This window comes from Plesiocystis pacifica SIR-1, assembly GCF_000170895.1.
GTDB classification, from domain to species: Bacteria; Myxococcota_A; Polyangia; order Nannocystales; family Nannocystaceae; genus Plesiocystis; species Plesiocystis pacifica.
Map to the genome: position 1 here is coordinate 133740 of NZ_ABCS01000004.1, position 16059 is coordinate 149798.

The following is a 16059-nucleotide window of genomic DNA, read 5'->3' on the forward strand; positions in this document are numbered from 1 at the left end:
ACCCGAGTCAGGGCCCGAGTCAGGGCTGGGCTCCGACGGCGACCTCGCCGACGCGCAAGAGCACCGCGCAGGCCGTGCTGACGCTGCCGATCGAGTAGCCGAGGACCAGGTCGCCCGGGCGCACGCGGCCCTCGCACAGGGCGGTGTGCAGGTTGTTGGGCCACAGCGCCGGGCCGCAGTTGGCGAAGCGCGGGTAGTTGTCGACGAAGCGACCCTCGAAGCCGAGCACGTCGGCGCAAAAGGGGCCGTACCAGGCCGTGGGCGTGTTGCAGACCAGGAAGTCGACCTCGCTCAGGGACGCGCCGGCCTCGGACAGGGCCCCGTCCACGCAGGTCCGGAGGTAGCGCTCGGAGTGGTCGCGGATGCTCCGCCCGGCGAGCTTCTTGTTGCCGACGATGCGCAGGGCGGGGGCCCCGTCGACGAGCTCGAGGTGGTAGGCGAAGGCGCCGCAGGTCTCGACGGTGGGGATGGTGTGGGCCGCGAGCAGGCCTTCGTGTGCGGGGCTGGCTTCGACGGCCTCGACGATCATCGCCCCGGCCCCGTCACCGAGGAACCACGAGAAGGAGTCGGCCTGGTCGACGTCGCGGGTATAGGTGCAGCAGGTGACCACGAGGATCCGCTCGTAGCGCCCGGCGGCGATCAGGTCGCTGGCCAGGTGCACGCCGACGAGGGCCGAGGAGCAGGCGGTCTCGAAGTCGATGGCCGGCGCGCGCAGGCCCAGCTCGCCGACGAGGAAGGCCGCGTCGCCGACGACGTGGGAGTCGGGGCGCAGGGCGTTGACGAGGATCAGATCGATGTCGTCGGGGCCGTAGCCGCCGGCCTCCATGGCCTCGCGGATCGCCCGGGCCGAGAGCGAGCGGGCGGTGTCCTCGGGGCCCATCACCCGGCGCTCGACGGTGCCCCGCCACGGGTCGCGCAGGTAGGGCGCGAAGGCGCGGTCGTAGGCGCCGAGCGTGCTCGGGTCGGCGAAGTTGTCCCACAGCTTGGCGAGGGTCGCCTCGCGGGCGTTGGCGACGAGCGCGGGGTGATGGTCCTCCCACCACTGGTTGCGGCGGACGGTCTCGGGGAAGGCGACGGCGACGGCCCGCAGGGCGCCGCGACGGCGGTTGTGCTTGGTGCTGTGCATGGTCAGGGTGCTCCCTGGCTCTGGTCGTTGACGGCGAGCACGCGGCGACCAAAGGGCGCGCGCTCGTGGGTGTCGATGACGACGTCGAGGACGAAGGGTCCGCGGCCGTTCATGGCCCACTCGAGGGCGTTTTGGACCTGGCTCTCGCGGGTCACGCGGGCCCCGTCCGCGCCCATGGCCGTGGCCACCGCGAGGAAGTCGACCTCGGGGAAGTGGACGTCGGAGGGGGGCTTGCCGAGGGCGTGGAGGCCCTGGTCGATCATCCCGAAGCGGGCGTCGTTGAGGACGATCCAGGTCACGTTGGCGCCCGTTCTGGCGGCGGTGCTGATCTCGTTTTGCATGAGGAAGGCGCCGTCGCCGACGAGCGCGACGGCGCGTCGACCCGTGGCCGCGGCCGCCCCGATCGCCCCGGCGCAGACGTGGCCCATGGGGCAAAACAAGCCCGACTGGCGGTAGCGCATGGGCTCGCGAAAGCGCAGCAAGTTGGCCGTCCACGCGAAGGAGTTGCCCGACTCGGCCAGGATCACGCTCTGGCTGCCTTCGACGACCCGCTCTTGGATGCACTGCAGCAGGTACTGGGGCCGGACGGCCTCGCTGCTGTCGGGGTCGCGGGGCACCAGCTTGGGCGGGCTGGGCCGCGGGTGAGCCTCGCGGGTGCGCAGGATGTCGAGGGCCTGGACCCGCATCATCGAGCGGCTCGCGCTCGGGTCCCCCTCGATGCGCTCGAGCAGGTTCTTGAGGAAGCCGTCGATCTCGGCCTGGACCACGAGGGTCTCGGCCTCGGGGAAGGCCGCGCCCGGGACCGCGGGGTCGAGGTCGACGTGGATCAGCCCGCCCGGCGGGATCAACCGCTCGTCGTAGCCGCTGCTGACCTCGCCCAGGCGGCTGCCGAGCACCAAGAGGCGCTCGACCCCCTCGGCGGCGAGGCGCTCGGCGAGGTCCTCGTGGCCGCCGAAGATGCCGCTGACGCCGAGGTGGCGCGGGTGGTCTTCGGGGAAGATGCCCTTGCCTCGGGGCGTGGTCAGGACCGGCGCGCCGGTGCGCTCGACCAGCTCGCGGACCCGCTTGGACGCGTGCCGGGCCCCCCAGCCGACCCAGATGGCGAAGGGATCGGCGAGGCGGTGGACGACCTCCGAGAGCGTCGCCGAGTTGGCGCTGACCTCGACCGCGGGCAGGGTCATGGCGAGCTTGGTGGGGGCCGGGCTCGACTGCACGGCCAGGGGCATGGCGATGTGGGCCACGAAGCCGCGGGGGTTGGCGAAGCCGCGGACCAGCGCGCGCATGACCTGGGGCAGCTCGGCGGGATCCTCGAGGGCCAGGGCGTAGTCGAACATCCCCCGGGACAGGTAGAGCTCGCTGGCCAGGGCGTGGCCGTTGCTCTCTTGCATGGCGAAGCGGCCGCGGTGGACCGCGGGGGTGTAGCCCGAGACGAGCAGCAGCTTGGCGCCCTCCCAGCGCGCCGTGATCGCGCCGGTCAGCGCGTTGGTCAGCCCGGGGCCGGTGGTCGTGTAGGCGAGCGCCGGCGCGTCGCTGGTCACCGAGGCCTCGAGGGCAGCGAATACAGCCCCGCTTTCGTGTCGGCAATTGAACACGCCCACCGGTGAGCGTTCGAGTGCCCCGTGAAATGGGACCACCGCACCACCCATGATTCCGAAAGCGTGCTGAAGGCCCATGGAGCGGAGACCTTCAATGAACACTTCACTGACCGTGGGTGGGCGGGGTCCAACGTCGCGAAGAGCCGGGTGCTCCGTCAGGGACGGGAGCGGCGTGGCGTGTTGGGGAGGGAGCAGGCGGGACATGGCGGAGGTGGCGCTCGGGGTGAAGTGGGGCTCCTTGCCCCATGTGTGGGCTAAAGCGAGCGGTGTTGTCCTTTCGATCACACTCCTGACACGGCTTTTCTCGGCGCGCACGGGCGAAGCAATATTTTTTGAGTGGGGCGATTCGGGACATAGTCATTCGATTATGTCGAGGCTGTAATCATCGCAATCCGGCCGGATGGCCGAGCGAGAGAAGGAGGGGGGGCAGTTCAAGTGTCCGCAATGTTTCGATCGACATGATCGCAGTGTGTTTGCTGCCGATTCGCGGGATGTTTGCATAGTTTGGCTAGCGAAGATCGTTCTGAATCAGGTTTGTACGCCCTTCGAGTGACCGCGGGCTCGGGCACAGGACGACTGTAATCGTCCGGGTCCAGCTGACGGACTCGGCGGTGGCGCTCGGGGGTGGGTCGACCCCTCGCGGCGCGCGAACTCGGGCTTCGGAGTGGGCGTCGCAGCGCGCGCCTTCGAAAAGGTCGACAAGAGTGGCCCGATTCGGCCCGCTATTTCAACACGAGAACACCCAGGGTTTTTGGGGGCGTTCGCAGGGCGTTAGCGAATCCAGCCCTCGCCCGACTCGGCCACGGCCCGCGCCCGGCTGAGCTCGGGCTCGGGCCAGGGCTCCTCGATGAGCTCGTAGATGGCGTGGTCGAAGGGGTCGCCCGAGGCCGCCTCGCGCAGCTCGACGCGCTCGCGTCGACCCTCGCGCAGGAGCTCGAGGGCGCGGTGGTGGCAATAAGGGTTGTTGCCGCGGCGACCAAAGAGCACGTGCCCGGTCCAGGTGCAGCCGGCCTTGCAGATCGGCGCGTAGTAGCAGCTGGCGCAGCGCCCCCAGAGCTCCTCGGTGCCCCGCTCTCGGTTGAAGCGCAGCGCGCTCGAGCGCTCCCAGATCGCGCGCAGGCTGTGGTCGCGGACGTTGGCCCCGACGTAGTCGGCCGTCGGCAGGGAGGGGCAGCCCTTGATGTCGCCGTTGGCCTCGATGCCCAGGGTCCGCGTGCCCGCCTCGCAGCCGGTCTGGTGGCCGTCGGGGTGATCCCAGCGCAGCAGCGCCTCGTAGGGTCCGAAGTAGCCGACGTTGCTCCCAGGCCACAGCCGGATGCCGAGCTCCCGACAGCGCCGGGCGATCCGAGCCGCCATGGGCATGAGCTCGATCATCTGCCAGGGCTGGAGCAGCAGCTCGGGGTGGTCGGCGGCGCGGCCCATGGCCACGGTGATCTGGATCTGCCAGCTGTGGATGCCCTTGGTCGCGATCACCTCGAGCAGGGCCTCGATGTCCCGGAGGTTCGAGCCGTTGAGCTGGGTGTTGACCGAGCGCGGGATGCCGGCGGCGGCGAGGTTGTCGAGGGCGGCCATGGCCGCGGCGTAGCTGCCCTTGAGGTTGCGCTGGTAGTCGTGCTCGGCCTCGAGGCCGTCGATGGACACGGACACGCTCTGGATCCCGGCGGCCTTGGCCAGGGCGACGCGCTCGGGGTCGAGGCCGCGGCCGCCGGTGGTCATGGTCGTCGAGATGCCGGCGTCGGTGAGCGCCCGGGCGATGCGGTGCCAGTCCGCGCGCAGGTAGGCCTCGCCGCCGATGACCGTGGTCTCCTGGACGCCCATCTCGGCCATCTGGGTGACGAGCTCGAGGGCCTCCTCGGTGCTCAGCTCGTCGGGGCGGGCCTTCCCCGCCCGGCTGCCGCAGTGGCGGCAGGCCAGGTCGCAGCGCAGGGTCAGCTCCCACACGGCGTACTCGGGGCGCGCGAGGGTGTCGCACTCGCGGGTCTGCTCGGCCAGGGGCAGGCGGAGCTTGCCGTCGGATCGGCCACGGCCGTCGAGGACGGGCAGGGAGGGGCCCCGGCGCGCGGGGGAGTCGCTCGAGGTCGACATGGGCTCCGCTCGGGGTCCGCTCAGAAGGGCCCGTCGTCGTTCACGGGCGAGGGGGCGCCGTACTTCTTCTTGGGTCGGGGCGCGCCGTACTTGGTCTGGAGCTTGGGCTTGTCGGCCTTGGGGTCCTTGGGGTCGGGCTTGGGGTCTGCCGTCGCGCCGGTGTCCGTGCCTTCGCTGCCGCCCCCGGCGGTCTCGGCCCCGGTCTCGGCTCCCGTCTCGGCTCCGCCCGTCGTGTCGGAGCCAGTGTCGGCGGCCTCGGGCTCCGCGGGCGTGGGCGTCTCGACCTCTCGCTTGGAGCCGTCGTCGGCAGGCGCGGCCGTCGACGCGGGCTCGGGCTCGGGCTTGGTGTCCTTGCCGGAGTCACAGCTGACGCTCCCGATCAGGCACAGTCCGAGGAGCAGCGCGGACGCGGCCCCAAAGCGCCCGCCGGTGGTCAACCCGGGCTGGCCGCAAAAGGGGCAGTCGGGCTCGCTGGCGAGGACGTGGCGACGGCAGCTCGGACACTGGATCAGGCGCGGCACGGCTCCATCCTAACACGCCCCCCTCGATCGAGCGGGCGGCGGCGGGGGCTCGCTTGCGATCGATCGGCTTGGTCCTACCTTCCCGGCCATGACGACGCCCCACCCACCGCCGCGCATCCCCCGGTCTCAGTGGAGCTCGCACCGCAATTACCCCGCTCAGCTGCTCTTGCTCGGCTCGCACCGGAACTTTCGGTCCATCAGCCAGCGCCTGATCGAGGCCGCGGACGAGGGCGTGGACGCGCGCCGGATCGCGTGGGTGTTCGAGCGCTGGCTGATGGGCATGCACTCCCACGAGGGCTACGAGGAGGGCAAGCTCTACCCCTACCTCGAGGCTCGGCACGGGGCGGCCCTCGAGCACTTGCGGGAGGGCCACGCGCAGCTGCGCGCGGCTCAGGTCCGGGTCTGGGCCGCGCTCGGTCGCAGCCTCGGGCTCGAGGTCGAGGGAGAGGGCGTCGTCGCGCTCGAGGAGACGGTGGAGGGCGAGACCCTCGCGGCCGCGCTGCGGGTCCACGACACGATGCTCGACGCGCACCTCGAGGCCGAAGAGGACGCCGTGATCCCGCTGTTGCTGGAGATGGAGCGGGCGGAGTTCGAGCGCTACGTCGAGCAGCCCATCGACGCGCTGCTGCCCGCGAGCCTCGCTGTCGACCGAGCCGTGGTGTAGCGTGGTGGGGTGCAAGCGCGCTCTCGTCCCGCCCTGTGTCTGACGATCTGCGTGGTCCTCGGGCTGGGGACGCCGAGCGCGGTGTGGGCCGCTCCGGCGGCGGAAGGGCAGGCGAGCTCAGAGACCGAGGTGGCCCCAGCGCCCGCGCCGACTCCTCCACCGCCCGTCGCCGCCCCGGCGGTCGACCCCGCGAACTACCGCATGGTCCTCGCGGGCGACATCGTGGTCGGCGTCGGCGGGCTGGGCTTCGTGCTCATGGCCGCGGGCCTGGTCCTGCGCAGCGACGCGAGCCGGCGCCTCGACGCCGCCGAGGCCTCGCCCATGCCGGACGACGAGCGGATCGCCGCCCAGTCCCAGCGCGTGAGCCTGGGGACGGGCCTGGCCCTCGGCGGGGGGATCGCGGCGGCGGTGTGCCTGACGACCGGGGTGACGCTCATCGCCGTGGGCCGTCGACGGGAGCGCCTGCGTCGAGACGGGCTGTTGCGGGGGGCGCAGGGCCGACGCTTCGAGCACGGCTTCGAGCCTTGGGTGCTCGCCAGCCCCGTCCCCGCCGGGGCGCGCCTGGCCCCCGCCGGCTTGGGCCTGCGCTGGCAGCTGCGCCTGTGAGCGGGGCGCTCAACGCTTGAAGCGCATGCGCAGCGTGGTCGGGTTGGGCCCGTAGTCGTCGATCTCTTTTTTGTGCTTCTCGCTGTACCAGGTCCGGCTGGACTGCTGCTCGTGGAAGGTCTGGCCGGCCTTGGTGTGCGGCCCGTACATCTGGAACATCCAGTCCTCGTTGCTCCCGGGCGTACCCGTGGCGAAGTTCTCGAGGGTGACCATGTCGCCGCCGCTCTCGAGCACGACGGCGCCCCAGTGATAAATCCACGCCGCCTTGGTGCCCGAGGCGTACTCGTCGCGGTTGGACACGATCACGTGGGACTCGCCGATCTCCGGGGCGGCGTACTTGTTGATGCCGACGACGCGATCGAAGTTGTCGCGCAGCGTGTCCGAGAGCTTCATGTACTTCTTCCACGCGGACTTGAGGGTCCCGTCGGTGATGTCGCGGAAGATCTCGCGCAGGGCCCCGTGGGGGCTGTTGAGCAGCACGTTGTGGTCGCCGCCGGTGTAGGTGTACTTGTCCTCGTACTTGCGCGGGGTGGTCTCTTTCTCCCCGCCGTCCTTGACGTAGCGGCTCACGGCGCCGTGCCAGTTCCGTTTGGTCTCGGACTTGGTGTAGACCGCCGAGGTCGAGCCGTGCTCGTCCGAGCCCATGATCTCGTGGGCCGCGTAGCCGCAGTCGGCCATGTAGGAGATGTCCTTGCCCGACTGCTTCCACCGGTTGGTCGGGACCACGCGCTTGAGGGTGTGGGTCTGCTGGCCCTCGTCGGTGACGGTGATCTCCTCGTCGCCCGGGGTGAACTTGGCCCCGGCGCCTTGCTCCTTCAAAATTTTGTTGGCCGCCTCCATCACGCCCGCGGTCGCAAAGCAGTCCTTGGAGCCGAAGTAGGACGGCTGCGCGACGGCCATCAGCCCGTCGTCGGACACGCGGAAGCTGAAGCCCTCGCTCGAGTCGTAGTCGGTCCACTTGTCCGTGGCCGGCCAGCTCTCGAAGCTGTTGGTGACGAAGCGCTGGACCGGGCCCGCGCTGCTCGAGCTGCCCTCACCAGCGCTGCGCTCCCCGCCAGACCGGGAGGCCCCAGCGCGCGCCGCCTTCGAGCCCATGTCCTCGGCCTCGCGCTCGAGGCTGGGGCTGTCGTTGATGGCCACGCCGCCGGCCTGGCTGGTCGCGCGCACGCGCCCGGCCTTTTGCTGGGCGACGTGCCAGGCCTCGTGGGGCAGGTGGTCCATGCCCTTGGGGCCGAGGTGGATGTCCGTGCCCTGGGTGAAGGCGCGGGCGCGGACCTGGCTGGGCGCGGGCGAGTCGTGGTGCACGCGGACGTCGGACATGTCGAAGCCCGAGAGCTGCTCCACGCCCGCGCGCAGCGAGCTCGGCAAGCTCGTGGTCCGCGGCCGCGTCCGCGCCAGAGACAGGTTGCCGTCGACGTCCGGGCTCACCTCGCGGACCCGCTGGATCGGCGCCTGGGTGGCGGACTGGACGTAGGCCAGGGTGTCCGCGGCGTAGCGCGGCGCTCGGGTCGGGCCGTCGCTGGGGTCCGCGCTCCGGGGCGCCGAGGAGCTCGAGGGCCGGTGGAGCCGTTGCGCGCGCATGTCCCATCAGAGCACGGGGGAGGGTCTGAGCAAAGCGCTGGCCCGCTCGAGCGGCCGACACCGGTTACGGCGCCGATCTCCCGCGACACCTCGGGTCAGAACACGTCGATGTAGAAGTCTTCGATGGTGAGTCCGGTGCCGGCGTCGGCGAGCTCGAAGCCGCCCTGGACGCTCTGCAGGTACATCGAGGGCGTCACCACGCCCTCGGCGACGGCGTCCTGGATGAACTCGTTGAGGTCGAACTCCCACACGCCCATGGTCGTCTCGGGCACGTAGCTGATCACCGTCGCGTTGCCGTTGGGGCCGATGAAGCGGTGGAAGGTCTTGCCCCCGATGTTCGTCGAGCCGGCCGCGGAGCAGGACTCGACGAAGGTCGGCGGCGCGCCCCCGCAGCTCCAGCCCTCCCCGGGCCCGTTGATGGGGTTGAGGCTCTTGCCGTCGAACCACACCATCAGGTAGGTGTCCGGCGAACCCCCGGAGTAGTTCTCGGCGTTGGTGAAGTAGACGTCGTAGGTCGAGTTGCCCGCGTAGCCCATGCCGACGGCGTTGGACATCATCCCGGTGAACACGTGGCTGATCTCGCTGACGGCGATGGGCATGCCGCTGTTCGCCGTGGGCTCGCCGCCGTAGGCCGTGCCCTTGTAGACCGAGGGGTAGGAGGCGACGTCCCAGGGGTTGCCGCCGCCGGGGTGGACGATCGAGTCGATGGTGAACACGTTGCCGCCGCCGACGGTGATGACCTGCTCCGCGCCGCCCCAGGGGTTGGTCTGGACCTTGTACTCGTCGTCCCCGATGTTGATGGTCATCGTGGTGAAGCCGTCGACGGTGCCGCCGCCGGCGATGGGCTGGCCGAAGCCCGAGGGCGTGGGCGCCCCGGAGTCGGTGCCCGAAGACTCGCTCGAGCCCTCGCCGTCGTCGGTGCTGTCGCCGCTGCTGCTGCCGCCCTCGTCGGAGTTCGAGTCGCCGCCGTCGATGCTGGTCTCGCCGTCGAAGCCCGCCTCGTCGGTGTCGGGCCCATAGTTGTTGCAGGCAGGCGCGAGGGTCAGGAGGCCGGAGGCGACGACGGCGGATGAGACAGTGAGCGTGCGGCGAGACATGGCTAGAGAGGGGCTGAGGGCGCTGGAGATCCAGCGAGCGGTCCCAAAGTGGGGGCGGGGTCGGCAGAGTGGATGAAAAAAAGCTCGCCCCCAGGGAAGGGGGGAGCGCGCGATCGGGCCCGAAATGGCCACCAACGCCGTGTCTCGGGGCCCTGGACGCAGTTTGACCTTCGCCAGGGCCGCGCCTACCTTCGACGCGCACCGTGCCCGACCTCGATCCGAGCTTTCTGATCTGCAGCGAGCGCTCCGGCTCCAACCTCCTGCGCTCGATCCTCAACGCGCACTCGCAGATCCACGCCCCCCAGCCCATCCACCTCGGGGCGTTTTGGGAGCGGGCCGGAGAGTTCGGCGATCTCGGCGAAGATCGCCGTTGGCGCGCGCTGCTCGGGGCCGTGGTCGACTTCCTGGGGGAGTGGCGGGGCTCCCTCGGCGCGGGCTTGCAATTCGAGCTCGACGGCCTCGCCGAGGCCCTGAGCGAGCGCAGCTTCGCGGCGATCTACGGGCACATCTACGGCGAGGCCCTCGCGCGCTCGGGCAAGGCGAAGCTGTTCATCAAGGAGAACCACACGGCCCAGCGCGCGCCGCTGTTCCTCGCCGCCCATCCCCAGGCGCGCTTCGTGCTGCAGATCCGAGACCCGCGCGACGTCGTGGCCTCGTGCAAGCGGATGACCCGCTACAAGTACGGCTCGGCCGAGGGCGCGACGGCGATGTGGCGCGCGGACCAGCGGGCGGCCCTCGAGCTCGCCGAGCGCCTGCCCGCCGAGCAGCTGTTCACGCTCCGCTACGAAGACCTGACGGCGAGCCCAGAGGCCGTGCTCTCGAAGCTGTGCGCCTTCCTGGGCGTGGACTACGAGGCCGGCATGCTCGAGTTTCACGGCAGCGAGGACGCGCGCCGGGCCGCCGACAACTCCGAGGCCTGGCGCAACCTCGCCCGCCCGCTCATGCGCGACAACAGCGGGCGTTACGCCCAGACCCTCACCCCCGAGGAAGTCGCGACGGTCGAGGCCGGGGCCGGAGCGCTCATGGCTCGGCTGGGCTACGCCGCGCAAGACCCGAGCCGCAGCCAGGCCGAGGCTGCTGGTGGAGACGCGAGCTTGCACCTCCAGCGCCTCGAAGACGGGTCGAGCGGGGCCTTGGTCCAGGCGGCCATCGACCGCCACCTGGGCCTGCTCGCGGGGGGCGGCCCGGGGTGAGCCGGCGTGCTTGAGCTGGGACCGCTCGAGTGGGCGGCCCTGCTGGTCACGGGGCTGTGCGCCGCGACCTTGTCCGGCGTCCTCGGCATGGGCGGCGGGGTGACCCTGCTCGGGGTCATGACCGCGATCTTGCCCGCGCCCGTGGTCGTGCCGCTCCACGGCGTCGTCCAGCTGGTGTCCAACTTCACGCGCATGCTCGGGCTGATCCGGCACGTGACCTGGAAGATCGTCGCCGTGTTCGCGCCGCCCCTGCTGCTGGGCGTGGGCGGGGCCACGGCGCTGTGGTCTGGGGACAAGCTCAGCTACCTGCGCCCGGTCGTGGGCGTGTTGCTGATCGCCTTTTTGATCGTGCGCCGAAAGGCCCCCAGCCTGCGCGAGCCGCCGCTGTGGACCTACGCCCTGCTCGGCCTCGTCGCGGGCTTCGCCAGCGTGTGGATCGGCGCCGTCGGACCGCTCTTGGCCCCCTTCTTTTTGCGCGACGACTTCGAGTCCAAGGACGTCATCGCGACCAAGGCCGCGTGCATCTCGCTGACCCACGTGCTCAAGATCCCGGCCTTCCTGGTCCTGGGCTTCGACTTCCTCGGCTACGGGCCGCTGCTGCTCGGGCTGATCGCCGTGGTCATCGTCGGGACGCTGATCGGCCGGGCGATCCTCGAGCGCGTCGATCGCGACTGGTTCGAGCGCGCCTTCGAGGTGCTGCTCGGGCTGCTGGCGGTGTGGCTGATCGTCGGCGTGTTCCTGTAGACGTCCGCGCGACCCGCCTCGATGGGGAGTGGACCTGGGGCCAGCACCTCTCCTCGATGTCTGGGCTGGGGTCGATCTGCGGTCCAGGGGCGCCGACGAGCGAGGCCGGCGCGGCGAGCCTTCGCTATGCTCTGAGGGCGACGCGAGGCGCCATGAGCCCACCCCCAGCCAACCCCGAAGGTCCCCTCTCCGACGCGAGCGAGCGTCAGCTCGAAGCCTTGGAGCGGCGCATCCGCGCGTGCATGCCCGCCGGAGGGCTGGCGGCGATCCCCAAGGACCTGACCCGGGAGGCCCTCACCAAAGTGCTCGCAGAGGCGGACGCGTTCGCGACCGGGCTGCCGCCGATGGAGCGCCTGGCCGCCAAGACCCGGCTGTTCGAGGCGCGGCGGCCCTTTTACCTCCACGCCATGGCCAAGCTCCAGCCCGCGGCGCGTCACCTCAAGGTCTTCGACACCAACAACTCGGGCACCCTCGAGCGCGAAGAGATCGCCTTCCACATGCAGGACTCCTTCGGCAAGACCGAGGCGGGGGCGCGCAAGTTCGCGGCGATGCTCTACTGGATGAAGCTCAAGCGCTGGCGCTCCGTGACCATCTCCAAGTGCTGCGAGCTGGCCAAGCACGCCAGCGGCTCGGGCAACTGGAAGCTCGACGGGAGCCTCGACGAGGCGCGCCTGGCCGAGAACCTGCGCTTTTTGTCCGAGCACCCCGACCCCTTCAGCAGCAAGGCCCTCGACGCGCTGATCGAGCTCAACACCTCGAGCGAGCGCAACCCGGGGGCGAGCTGGCTGTCCCGGCGCATGGGCCAGCGCATCGCCAAGGGCGAGTACCTGCTCGCGTGGACCATGGCCGGGGTCGAGCGCGAGGACGGCGAGCTGGTCATCTCCGAGCCCATCTACCTGATGAACATCGAGGGCACGCTGATGGGCATGCTGCTCAACCCGCGGCAGGAGGCGACGGTGGTGATGCGCTGGCGAGACGACGGCGAGCTGCGCATGGCCTGAGTGGGCGCCTACACGCTCTCGAGGGCTTCAGATCGGCACGAACAGCCGGGCGAAGCGCTCGCGGGCGGTGATGCGCTGGGCGTCGAAGTAGGCCTGGGCGCGGGCGCGGGCGTCCTCGCCTTGGCGCCCGCTTTGGCGCTCGGCTCGGCGCAGGTCGAGGGCCGCGAGGTGGCCGCGCATGCCGGCGGCTTCGAAGGCCTCCGCGGCCGAGTTCCACAGCTCGAGCACCCGCGCTTGCTGCCCGCGGCTCGAGCAGAGCGCGGCCTCGATGACGTCGGCCTGCCCGCGGTACATCGCCCGGGGGCTGGAGCGCAGGACCTTGGCGTCGGCGAGGGCCCGGGCCTGGAGGGTCGCGCGCTCGGAGTCCGAGGCCTCGGCGAGGGCGGCCGCGCAGGTCCGCCCGTGGAGCTCGACGAGGGACATGCGCACGAGCTCGAACATGTCGAGGCGCCAGCGCTTGCTCTCGACCTGCGCGCGCTCGCAAGCCTCGAGCGCGGCCCGGTACTCCCCCCGACACAGCATCCGCGCGATGTCGGCGAGGGTGACGTGGAAGTGCGGCAGGCTGTAGTGGGCCGTGTCCCAGCGCCGGGCTCGCTCGAGCATGGAGCGGATCCCGCGGTCCTCGTCGGTGGGGTCGAGGACCAGGCGCGCGACGCCGACCATGGCCGAGAGGATGGCGTCTTCGCGCTGCAGCCCGAGCTCCTGGGTCAGCTGCATCCACGGCGCCGCGCGGGTGTCGAGCTCGCGGTACTGGCCGAGGGTGACCAGGGTGTAGCTGTAGCGGCTCGCCGAGACCCCGCGGATGTACTGCACGCCCGGGGCGCCCTCGAGGCCGTCGATGAGCCGGGGCCAGCGCTCGGCGACCTCGCGCCACTCGTGGCGCAGGGTCATGCAAAAGTACTCGGTGTAGTCGATCGCGGCCTCGAACTGTGGCGAGTCCTGGTTGGCGATGAGCTCGCGCGCGGTCTGGATGTGCGCGCGGCTGGTCGCCTCGTTGCCCCGGGACAGCTGGATGACGGCCTCGTAGGTGAAGCCTCGGCTCAGCCGCGCGGGCTCGCCGGTGTCGAGGGCCAGCTGGAAGTAGCGGGCGTGGAACATCACCGCGAGCAGGGTCTCCTCGTGGGTCAGCCCGGTGTAGGTCGAGAGCAGGGTGTCGAGGTGCTCGAGGCGCTCGGGAGGGACGGCGTCGGCGGGCCGCGGGGTGTAGCGGAGGCCGCGCAGGCGCAGCCGGAGGCGACGCCACAGCAGCAAGAGCACGCTGCCCAGGCGCGAGCGCGGCACGGTCTCGCCGAGCTTGGCGAAGGTCGGGGCGAGCTGCTCGAGGCCCTCGGGCACCCGACCGGTCTGGATGTAGAGCTGGCCGGCCTGCTCGCGGTAGGCCGAGGCCTGCTCGGGCTCGCTGTCCTCGGCCATGCGCAGCAGCACCTCGACGGCCTCGCGAGCTCGGCCGGCGTTGACGAGCTGCTCGCTCAGCTGGCGCTCGATGGCCCGGCGCTGCTCGGCCTCGCTCGCCCCGCCAGAGGCGTGGATGAGCGTCAGGGCGCGCTGAAATAAAGACGCGGACAGGCTGAAGGCCAGCGCCTCGCCGGCGGCCTCGCCCGCGCGCGCGTAGGCCTGGATCGCCTCGGCGTGGGCGCCCGCGAGCTCGAGGTGGTGGGCGATGGCGTCGAGGCGAGCGCCCTCCATGGAGCGCTGCGCGTCCGCGATGGACTGGTGCATGGTCTGGAGCTCGGCGCCCTCGAACTCCGACAGCACCACCTCGGGGATGCTGTGGTGGGCGAGCTCGACGTGGTCCCGGTCCTCGCGGCGCAGCAAGGTCGCGTGGACGAGGGCGTCGAGCTCGGCGTCGATGGCCCCCTCGACGCACGCGCTCAGCAGCGTCGGCGAGCTGCGCCCGTCGCAAGCGGCGGTGATCGCCAGCAGCTGGCGCTGGCGGGGGGGCAGGGCCAGGACCCGCCGGATGACCATCTGCGTGACGCTCTCGCCCGGGGGCGCGCCCTCGAGGTCGTCGAGGATCAGCTGGCTCAGGTGGAAGGTGTCGCCCCGGGCCCGCTCGACGTAGCCGTCGAGGCGGGCGCGCTGCTGCTCGGGGGACAGGCCGTCGAGGCGCTCACCGACGAGGGCGCGGGCCAGCGCGATGGCTTCCTCGGCCGGCAGGGGCGGGAGCTCGAGGACCTGCGCGCCGCTGTGGGCGAGCTCGGCGGCCTGCTCGAGCTGCTCGAGGGCCTCGCTGGGGACCGAGGGGTCGTAGCTGACGACCAGCAGCACCCGGGGGCTGTCCGTGGAGTGGAACAGCTCCGTGAGCAGCTGGGCGCCGTCGCGCTCGGCCCAGTGGAAGTCCTCGATGCACACGACCACGGCGAACTGCTCCGCCGCGCGCACGAGGACCTCGCGCAGGGCCGCGACCCCGAAGGCGCGCAGCTCGTTCTTCTCCGCGCCGTAGAGCGGCAGGCGATCGGGGATCCACACGCTGTTGAGCACGGGGAACATCTGCAGCAAGGGCGCGACGCTGGTCGGCTCGAGGGACTGGCGCAGGGCCTCGCTGGCGTTGCACAGCTGCAGGGTCAGGGCGTCGACGATCTGATCGATGCCCTTGTAGGGCACGGACTCGCGCGCGTGGCAGCGCCCGCGCAGCAGCATCGTGGGCTGCCCTGGATCTTCGCCTTCGCGTTCGCGCAGTTCGTCGAAGAAGTGGTCGAGCAGCGCGCCCTTGACCGGGTCCTGGCCGTGGCGCAGGTGGAGCTGGACGGGGCCCTGGGGCAGGCGGGCGAAGGCCTCGCCGAGGCCCTCGAGCACGCGCTCGCGGCTGGCCAGGCCCAGGGCGTAGCGCGCGGCCGCGGTCGGCGAGGAGTTGGCGGCCTCGGGGGAGTCCGCGTCGCCGTCGAGGATGGCGAACAGCTCGCTGGCCGTGGGCCGCTCGCCGGGGTCGCGGCTGAGCAAGCGCGCGCACAAGCTGGCCAGATCCGCGGGCACCCGAGGCACGAGCGCGGCGACGTCGGGCGCGTCCTTTTGCTGCTTGTCGGTGAGCATGTCGAGGGGCGAGCCCATGAAGGGCAGCCGGCCCGAGAGGCACAGGTAGAGCATCACCCCGATGGCGTAGATGTCCGCCGGCTTGTCCGCGCGGTCGCGGGCGGCGTGCTCCGGCGCGATGTAGGCCGGCGTCCCCATGAGCACGCCCCGAGGGCTGAGGGTCATGGCGTGGGACTCGCGGTCCGAGATCAGCCCGAAGTCGAGGATCACCACCCGGCCCTCCTGGGTCACGAGCACGTTCGAGGGCTTGAGGTCCCGGTGCACGCACTCGTTGGCGTGCAGGTGGCGGACGCCGGCCACGAGCTGGCGCAAGGCCCGGCGCAGGCGGATCAGGTTGGGCAGCTCGGAGTCCCGCGCCCGGCCGCGGACGTACTTGTGAAAGTGACGCCCGTCGAGGAGCTCCATGGTGAAGAAGGCCCGGGAATTCTCGAGCACGACCAGCTCGTGGAGGTGCACGAGGTTCTCGTGGCGGACGTCGGCGAGCACGCGAAACTCCCGCTTGAAGCGGTGCAGGCTGTTGCCGCGGTCGTGGCCGAGCCACTTGAGCGCGACGAGCTCGCCGCCCTCGCCGTCCGCCCCGTCTTCGACGTTGCGCGCGATGAAGACCTGGCCCATCCCGCCGGAGCCGACGCGCTCGAGCAGCTCGTAAGCGCCCACCCGGACCCCGTCGCTGGGCCCCTCGAGCATGCCGACGCCGCTGGGCGAGGGGTGCGCGGTGTAGGTCGCGTCGTCGCCTTCCCCGTAGTGGGTGTAGGTCTCGTCTTCGTTGGAGGGGCTCGTCGACATCGCGCCGTTGGGGGCGTCGTCCGCCGGGTC

Annotated in this window: 12 protein-coding genes; 5 read left to right on the plus strand and 7 right to left on the minus strand. The window is 71.3% G+C overall.

Annotation, left to right across the window (positions count from 1 at the left end):
• Positions 1–19: 19 nt before the first annotated feature.
• The 4 genes from PPSIR1_RS03515 to PPSIR1_RS03530 form a co-directional block, all read right to left on the minus strand.
• Positions 20–1126, minus strand: a complete 1107-nt coding sequence (locus PPSIR1_RS03515; protein WP_006969606.1) for a 3-oxoacyl-ACP synthase III family protein — start codon at positions 1124–1126, stop codon at positions 20–22.
• 2 nt (positions 1127–1128) lie between these two features.
• Positions 1129–2925 carry a thiamine pyrophosphate-dependent enzyme gene (locus tag PPSIR1_RS03520; protein ID WP_086000978.1) on the minus strand — a complete coding sequence of 599 codons (1797 nt, stop codon included), beginning with the start codon at positions 2923–2925 and terminating at the stop codon, positions 1129–1131.
• A gap of 567 nt (positions 2926–3492) precedes the next feature.
• A complete protein-coding gene (locus PPSIR1_RS03525) occupies positions 3493–4806 on the minus strand; it encodes a radical SAM/SPASM domain-containing protein (RefSeq protein WP_006969608.1) in 1314 nt (437 codons plus the stop codon).
• 20 nt (positions 4807–4826) lie between these two features.
• Positions 4827–5327: a hypothetical protein gene (locus PPSIR1_RS03530; protein ID WP_006969609.1), complete on the minus strand. Its 501-nt coding sequence runs from the start codon at positions 5325–5327 to the stop codon at positions 4827–4829.
• Positions 5328–5415: 88 nt separating this feature from the next.
• On the opposite strand from PPSIR1_RS03530, the gene PPSIR1_RS03535 reads away from it, so the two are divergent.
• Together PPSIR1_RS03535 and PPSIR1_RS03540 are read left to right on the plus strand one after the other, a co-directional pair.
• The gene (locus tag PPSIR1_RS03535; RefSeq protein ID WP_086000979.1) at positions 5416–5991 is read left to right on the plus strand and encodes a hemerythrin domain-containing protein; all 576 of its coding nucleotides are present in this window, start codon (positions 5416–5418) and stop codon (positions 5989–5991) included.
• Between the two features lie 9 nt (positions 5992–6000).
• Positions 6001–6597, plus strand: coding sequence for a hypothetical protein (locus PPSIR1_RS03540; protein WP_157595163.1), 597 nt, complete (start codon positions 6001–6003; stop codon positions 6595–6597).
• A 9-nt stretch (positions 6598–6606) separates the two neighbouring features.
• Here the strand turns inward: PPSIR1_RS03540 and PPSIR1_RS41710 are convergent, their stop codons facing one another.
• Both PPSIR1_RS41710 and PPSIR1_RS41715 read right to left on the minus strand, forming a co-directional pair.
• Positions 6607–8178 carry an eCIS core domain-containing protein gene (locus tag PPSIR1_RS41710; RefSeq protein WP_006969612.1) on the minus strand — a complete coding sequence of 524 codons (1572 nt, stop codon included), beginning with the start codon at positions 8176–8178 and terminating at the stop codon, positions 6607–6609.
• A gap of 95 nt (positions 8179–8273) precedes the next feature.
• Positions 8274–9275, minus strand: a complete 1002-nt coding sequence (locus PPSIR1_RS41715; RefSeq protein ID WP_006969613.1) for a GH12 family glycosyl hydrolase domain-containing protein — start codon at positions 9273–9275, stop codon at positions 8274–8276.
• A gap of 203 nt (positions 9276–9478) precedes the next feature.
• Between PPSIR1_RS41715 and PPSIR1_RS03555 the strand changes: the two genes are divergently transcribed.
• From PPSIR1_RS03555 to PPSIR1_RS03565, 3 genes are all read left to right on the plus strand, one after another.
• The gene (locus PPSIR1_RS03555; protein WP_006969614.1) at positions 9479–10468 is read left to right on the plus strand and encodes a sulfotransferase family protein; all 990 of its coding nucleotides are present in this window, start codon (positions 9479–9481) and stop codon (positions 10466–10468) included.
• A gap of 6 nt (positions 10469–10474) precedes the next feature.
• Positions 10475–11212, plus strand: a complete 738-nt coding sequence (locus PPSIR1_RS03560; protein ID WP_006969615.1) for a sulfite exporter TauE/SafE family protein — start codon at positions 10475–10477, stop codon at positions 11210–11212.
• A 152-nt stretch (positions 11213–11364) separates the two neighbouring features.
• A complete protein-coding gene (locus tag PPSIR1_RS03565; protein ID WP_006969616.1) occupies positions 11365–12213 on the plus strand; it encodes a hypothetical protein in 849 nt (282 codons plus the stop codon).
• A gap of 27 nt (positions 12214–12240) precedes the next feature.
• Here PPSIR1_RS03565 and PPSIR1_RS03570 read toward each other — a convergent pair whose 3' ends face one another.
• Positions 12241–16029 (minus strand): serine/threonine-protein kinase, encoded by a 3789-nt coding sequence (locus PPSIR1_RS03570; protein ID WP_006969617.1) that lies wholly within the window; start codon positions 16027–16029, stop codon positions 12241–12243.
• Positions 16030–16059 lie beyond the last annotated feature (30 nt).

Coding starts and splice junctions, on each gene's coding strand:
- PPSIR1_RS03515 (WP_006969606.1), bottom strand. CDS start 1,126: ATGCACAGCACCAAGCACAACCGCCGTCGCGGCGCCCTGCGGGCCGTC.
- PPSIR1_RS03520 (WP_086000978.1), bottom strand. CDS start 2,925: ATGTCCCGCCTGCTCCCTCCCCAACACGCCACGCCGCTCCCGTCCCTG.
- PPSIR1_RS03525 (WP_006969608.1), bottom strand. CDS start 4,806: ATGTCGACCTCGAGCGACTCCCCCGCGCGCCGGGGCCCCTCCCTGCCC.
- PPSIR1_RS03535 (WP_086000979.1), top strand. CDS start 5,416: ATGACGACGCCCCACCCACCGCCGCGCATCCCCCGGTCTCAGTGGAGC.
- PPSIR1_RS41710 (WP_006969612.1), bottom strand. CDS start 8,178: ATGCGCGCGCAACGGCTCCACCGGCCCTCGAGCTCCTCGGCGCCCCGG.
- PPSIR1_RS41715 (WP_006969613.1), bottom strand. CDS start 9,275: ATGTCTCGCCGCACGCTCACTGTCTCATCCGCCGTCGTCGCCTCCGGC.
- PPSIR1_RS03565 (WP_006969616.1), top strand. CDS start 11,365: ATGAGCCCACCCCCAGCCAACCCCGAAGGTCCCCTCTCCGACGCGAGC.
- PPSIR1_RS03570 (WP_006969617.1), bottom strand. CDS start 16,029: ATGTCGACGAGCCCCTCCAACGAAGACGAGACCTACACCCACTACGGG.